5 protein-coding genes and 2 pseudogenes are annotated in these 5090 nt (G+C 39.3%); 6 read left to right on the top strand and 1 reads right to left on the bottom strand.

Annotated features, from left to right (window positions below; all coding sequences use genetic code 11):
• The 6 genes and pseudogenes from CIK96_RS05670 to CIK96_RS05645 form a co-directional block, all read left to right on the top strand.
• Positions 1-263, top strand: a 263-nt coding sequence (locus CIK96_RS05670; RefSeq protein ID WP_216820942.1) for a transposase, incomplete at its 5' end; no start/stop codon positions are given.
• Positions 264-402: 139 nt separating this feature from the next.
• Positions 403-663: a hypothetical protein gene (locus tag CIK96_RS05665; RefSeq protein ID WP_094440020.1), complete on the top strand. Its 261-nt coding sequence runs from the start codon at positions 403-405 to the stop codon at positions 661-663.
• A gap of 6 nt (positions 664-669) precedes the next feature.
• A complete protein-coding gene (locus tag CIK96_RS05660) occupies positions 670-1923 on the top strand; it encodes a histidine kinase dimerization/phospho-acceptor domain-containing protein (protein ID WP_371592461.1) in 1254 nt (417 codons plus the stop codon).
• A 23-nt stretch (positions 1924-1946) separates the two neighbouring features.
• Positions 1947-2186, top strand: a pseudogene (locus CIK96_RS05655) (sensor histidine kinase); the annotation flags it as partial.
• Between the two features lie 117 nt (positions 2187-2303).
• Positions 2304-3329 carry a DNA polymerase III subunit delta gene (gene holA / locus CIK96_RS05650; RefSeq protein WP_094433924.1) on the top strand — a complete coding sequence of 342 codons (1026 nt, stop codon included), beginning with the start codon at positions 2304-2306 and terminating at the stop codon, positions 3327-3329.
• Between the two features lie 772 nt (positions 3330-4101).
• Complete coding sequence (locus CIK96_RS05645; RefSeq protein WP_094389688.1) at positions 4102-4572, top strand: helix-turn-helix domain-containing protein; 471 nt, start codon at positions 4102-4104, stop codon at positions 4570-4572.
• Between the two features lie 298 nt (positions 4573-4870).
• On the opposite strand, the pseudogene CIK96_RS13365 reads toward CIK96_RS05645, so the two are convergent.
• A pseudogene (locus CIK96_RS13365) lies at positions 4871-5090 on the bottom strand (IS4 family transposase); the annotation flags it as partial.

Below are 5090 nucleotides of genomic sequence, written 5' to 3'. Positions count from 1 at the left end.
TGGTGACAGGGTTGCGCGTAAACATGAAAAACAAGCTGATGCCGTTCTATGACAGAATGATGCTGCGCAAGAGATACATTATCGAAACCATTAACGACATGCTGAAGAATACGGCACAGATTGTACACTCACGCCATAGATCTGTAAGCAACTTTATCATGAACCTTATTTCAGCATTGGGAGCATATTGCTTCTTCGACAACAAGCCAAAGGCATTGCAAGGATACTGCATCGAAGACACGAAGCAACTGTCACTATTCTAAGGGCAAATCAACTTCTTTCAGCCTTCTGTTATTACCCACTCCTAATGGTATGGGGAGGAGGCGTATTCACGCTGTATTTATATTGTATTAAACACTCGGTTATCCCGAACTGGGGCCAGAATTGCAAGATAATATTCCAATGCGCTGTTTGGCAAAGGCGGCTCTTGTCAACTACTATGTATTCAAGGACGGATGTGCCGATTCATTGCGGCATGTGTTTCCTGAGACACACCACTTCCTGCATCAACAGAAGAGCTGGAACTACTATTACTCGACATGGTCTCTGTGGGCTAATTTCCTTATTTTCGCCAATGAAGGCAGTAAAGCGCAGAATGAGGTGCGCAATATGTATGAAGATGCCAAGAAGAGAAATAATATATATGGCATAGGATTGGCGTAGTATGTACTGGCAAACCTATATCGTAATATGGGTGAAAACAAAGAGGCTATACGCAACTATAAGCAGTGCATACAGACCTTGAGTAATATCGAGTCTTATCATGCGGCTCTTATCTGTATATATCCATTCTATTGTGGGGCATTGGCAGATGAAAAACTCTATGGTGATTTGAAGGATGCTACGGAACGTTGGCAACAAATACGCCATATATATAAGGAGAAATTGGGCGTCTCTGAAGAATGTTTGAGTAAATCACCCAACTATGTGTATTTCTGTTTGGTGCGCGCTATAGTGCTCATAGAAGAACATCGGGTGTCAGAAGCATTGAAGATCTTGTCAGGAGCCGAGCGTATCACTCGTAATCGTTCGGATTATGTACGGCGTGATGTGCTTTACCGTATGGCAGAATTATATATCAATGAAGGTGATTATCAGAAAGCCCTTCATTATAATAGTATGGCTGATAGCTGCCGTTCACTATTACTTCATTATATGGGTGATCAGCTGCGCGTAGTGCGACAAAGGGCAGATATATATTTTCGAATGGGAAATTGTGAAAAGACTGCTGTAATCCTGCGAAGTGTGATGGATTCTGTTGATGAGAGAAATCTGATAGAAACTCGTAATCAACTTAATGAGCTTAATGCACACTATCAGATAGATAGGCTACGACAGGAACAACAACAGGACAAGGAACATACCATCTATGCTTTTTTTACTTTGGTTATTGTGTGCATGTTGTTGCTTGTTGCCGTTGTGGTTTTCTTTATGCACCGTATTCATAAGAAAAATGCCCAGTTGCTGGTAGTGCTTGACCGTTCGAAAGAAAGTACTCGTATGAAGGATTCTTTTGTCAAGCATATCAGTCATGAGTTGCGCACACCACTTCATATCATTACGGGATTTTCGCAGGTTATGGCAAATCCTGACTATTCACTCAGTACTGAGGCGCGAAAAGATGTGGTGAAACGAATCACCGATAACACCCAGTTGATAACAAGTCTGATTAATGAGCTCCTCGAGTTGTCTGACGAAGAGAGTCGGCATAACTATGCTCCCGACGATGAGATCAATGTAAAAAGGGTTTGTGATGAGATGATTCGCCAATTGGAACAGGCAGATAAAGGACGTTTGCAGGTGCATTATAGAATTGATGTGGACGATGATTTTATGATTCATAACAATCTTGTAGGACTCAAGAAAATACTATGGCACTTGGGAAACAATAGTCTGAAATTCACAGAAAACGGTAGTGTGTAGGGTGTCATACAAAACTTTCTACCGATAAGAAATGGGTGGAGTTTCATATGAGTGATACGGGTATAGGTATTCCTGAAGAACTGCGTGAACGTATCTTTGAGAAATTCTATAAGATTGATCCCTTTAAGAAAGGACTTGGACTTGGACTTTCTGTTGCGCGACATATTGCAGAACAAATGGGAGGAACGTTGGCTTTTGATCGTGAATACGAAGGCCCTGGAACGTGTTTCGTAATAAATAAGGTACGTTGTATTCTTTCCTAATAGGGGATCTCGCTCGCTTATTCGTACCTCAGCATCTGCGATGCTCAGGTACTCACGCTCGGAAAAACAAAATATAATTTGGTTTTTCGCTCGCTTATTCGTACCTTTGTAAGCAATATGGCACAAGAGAAAGTGACTTATGAGAATGTAATGCGCGACCTGAAAGCGCGTAAGTTTAAGCCTGTCTATTATCTGATGGGTGATGAAGCTTATTATATCGACAAGATTGCAGACTGGATTGCTGATAATGCACTCCTGCCTGAAGAGCGTGATTTCAACCAAACAGTATTGTTTGGATCAGATGTCAACGCTGCACAGATTGTAGATGCTGCCAAGCGCTATCCTATGATGGCAGAACATCAGGTCATTATAGTTAAAGAGGCACAGAATGTAAAAGATACTGAGCCGTTAGAACGCTATTTTAAGTCACCCATGTCTTCCACAATTCTTGTGATGTGCCATAAAAACGGTACTGTGGATGGACGAAAACGCGAATATATGAAAGCTATCCGTGATGCTGGTGTGCTTTTTGAGAGTCAAAAGCTCAAAGACCGAGATTTGCCAGCGTTCATCGAAAAGTATCTTAATGAACGCAATGCATCCATTGATCCTAAATCAACTCAAATTATTGCCGACTATATTGGAGCAGATCTTCATAGATTGGTGGGGGAACTCAATAAGGTGCTTGTTTCGTTGCCTGAATCCAATCGAAGGGTAACACCTCAGGTGGTGGAAGACCAAATAGGGGTGAGCAAGGACTTCAATGTGTTTGAATTGAAGAATGCTATTATTAACCGCGATGTGTTTAAGGCAAACCAGATAATGAATTATTTTGACAGCAATCCAAAGAGTGGGGGGCTCTACTCTGTTCTCCCATTTCTCTTCAATTATTTCCAAAATCTCATGATTGCCTATTATTGTCCAGATCGAGGCAATAGAGATGCTATTGCACAATGGCTGGAAATGCGTAATGCGTGGGGGGCTAACGACTATATCACGGGTATGCGAAATTATACCGCAATGAAGGTTTTCCAGATAATTTCCAAGATTAGAGAGATTGACGCAAAAACCAAAGGTCTGGATAACCCTAATACGCCTCCGGAAGAGCTTGCAAAGGAGTTAATCTTCTATATTTTACACTAAAAAAGAGCCTTTTTGAGGCTCTTTTTTTCTATTTCACAGTTTTTTGAATACATAAAAAAATGGCCTGAAACGTTGATTCTGACTCATCTTTCTGACTTTTTTCCCCTCTGAGAATCGCGTATTTTTGAGCATTTCAGACCTCTGTTCACAATTCATCCAAAATAAAAAAAACTGCGTTTTTGGGAAGTTCAAAATTTGGCGTTAACGTTTATTTTTATTTTGCTTTGTAAATATCAAAATCAAAACATGATGCAATTTTGGTTCAAATTTACAATTTACAAACATAAATATCGAAATTTAACCATCAGTTTTGAGGTTTGAATTTCAATATTAAAACATAAAACTTGCAGTATCAAAATCAATATTGATATTTATGCATGATTAAGATATATAAATAACATGCTTAAACTCAGTATTTTATGTAAAATACAACAAGGAACCAATAAAAAATTATGTAGTTTTTGCCTACTTAACATTGCATAGATGCTTTCTTCTGAGCATATTTTCGTAAATAACACAATAGTAGCCATATAGTTAAGAAAAAACGCTAAAATCGTGCGGGATATCACTTTTAGTACTTGAAATTTTGGTTTTAAAATCAAAATCTAAAAACAACCCCTTCGATGCTTTGGAGTTTTAAATTCTGAATTTGAAAGCTATAATTTTAAAACGCAAATTCCTTCTACATTTGTTGTGTATCTCAAAAATTCTGTTTACCTTTGTAAACCGAATCCAAAATACTAATTTTGCACTAAAATCATACCTTATGGAGATGAAAGATCGCATCAGGCTCGTCATGGAAGAGCAGCATATGAGTCAACAAGTGTTCGCCGACTTCGTTGGATTGTCGGCTGCAACATTGAGCAGTATATTCAATGGACGTACCCGTCCTACCCTTAACATTGTCGAGGCCATCAAAAAGAAGATACCTGTTATAAACACCGACTGGTTGTTGATGGGTATCGGAGACATGCATATAGGTGCCTCTTCAGAACCTGTCGATAGCTCTTTATCAGCCACTTCCACCCCATCGGAGCCAACATTAGATTTTGATTCTGCAGTTCAAGATCGTGCAGAACCGGCTTATCAACATAGTTATTCACATGGTGTAAAAAGTACACGATTGGATTTTTCTGCATGTGATATGAAAAACATTGACAGACAACCGCGCAAGGTTACAGAGATTCGCGTTTATTATGATGATCAGACCTACGAGACCTTTGTACCTGCGAAATCGAAATGATGAGTGATTATTTATCAGTTTAAGTCCATAGAATATGTTATTCAAGTAGTGGCTTAAGAGATTTTATACGAATCATAACAGTCCCCAACCGATTGCTGCTAAGGTGTCGATTGGGGATTGGATTTTATCCCTCGTATTCTTGCGATGGCATATTTTTCTTGTATTCACGCTCTCTCCACGCTCTCTCCACGCTCTCTTCACGCGTGAATGATGCTGTCCTTCTTATGATTCTAACATAGGCCATTATTGATGTGGCATGAGGTACTTCGGCTTATTGTTTCCGATTCACTAGTGTCCACTAAATAAATTTAAGACTTAATTCTCTTACAGTTTGTAACTTCTCGGCAGGTTCGCTTTTGCCGAGCAAATCTACGAGAGGGGTTCTGTCCAGCAATGAGACAGATAAAATTCTTAACAAATCATACATTTCCATATTCAATTTCATTTTTCGTTCAACAATCGCAACCAAGCAATATGCAATGATTGCACTATACAATTGTATCTTTACAGCATTTTCG

The sequence above is a fragment of the Prevotella sp. P4-98 genome (genome assembly GCF_002251405.1).
GTDB lineage: Bacteria > Bacteroidota > Bacteroidia > Bacteroidales > Bacteroidaceae > Prevotella.
The sequence above is the reverse complement of the archived record's forward strand: the minus strand, read 5'-3'. Positions and strand labels throughout refer to the sequence as shown.

Excerpts from the sequence above, each read along its gene's own strand:
- CIK96_RS05665 (WP_094440020.1), top strand. The coding sequence starts at position 403 with ATGCGCTGTTTGGCAAAGGCGGCTCTTGTCAACTACTATGTATTCAAG.
- holA (WP_094433924.1), top strand. The coding sequence starts at position 2,304 with ATGGCACAAGAGAAAGTGACTTATGAGAATGTAATGCGCGACCTGAAA.
- CIK96_RS05645 (WP_094389688.1), top strand. The coding sequence starts at position 4,102 with ATGAAAGATCGCATCAGGCTCGTCATGGAAGAGCAGCATATGAGTCAA.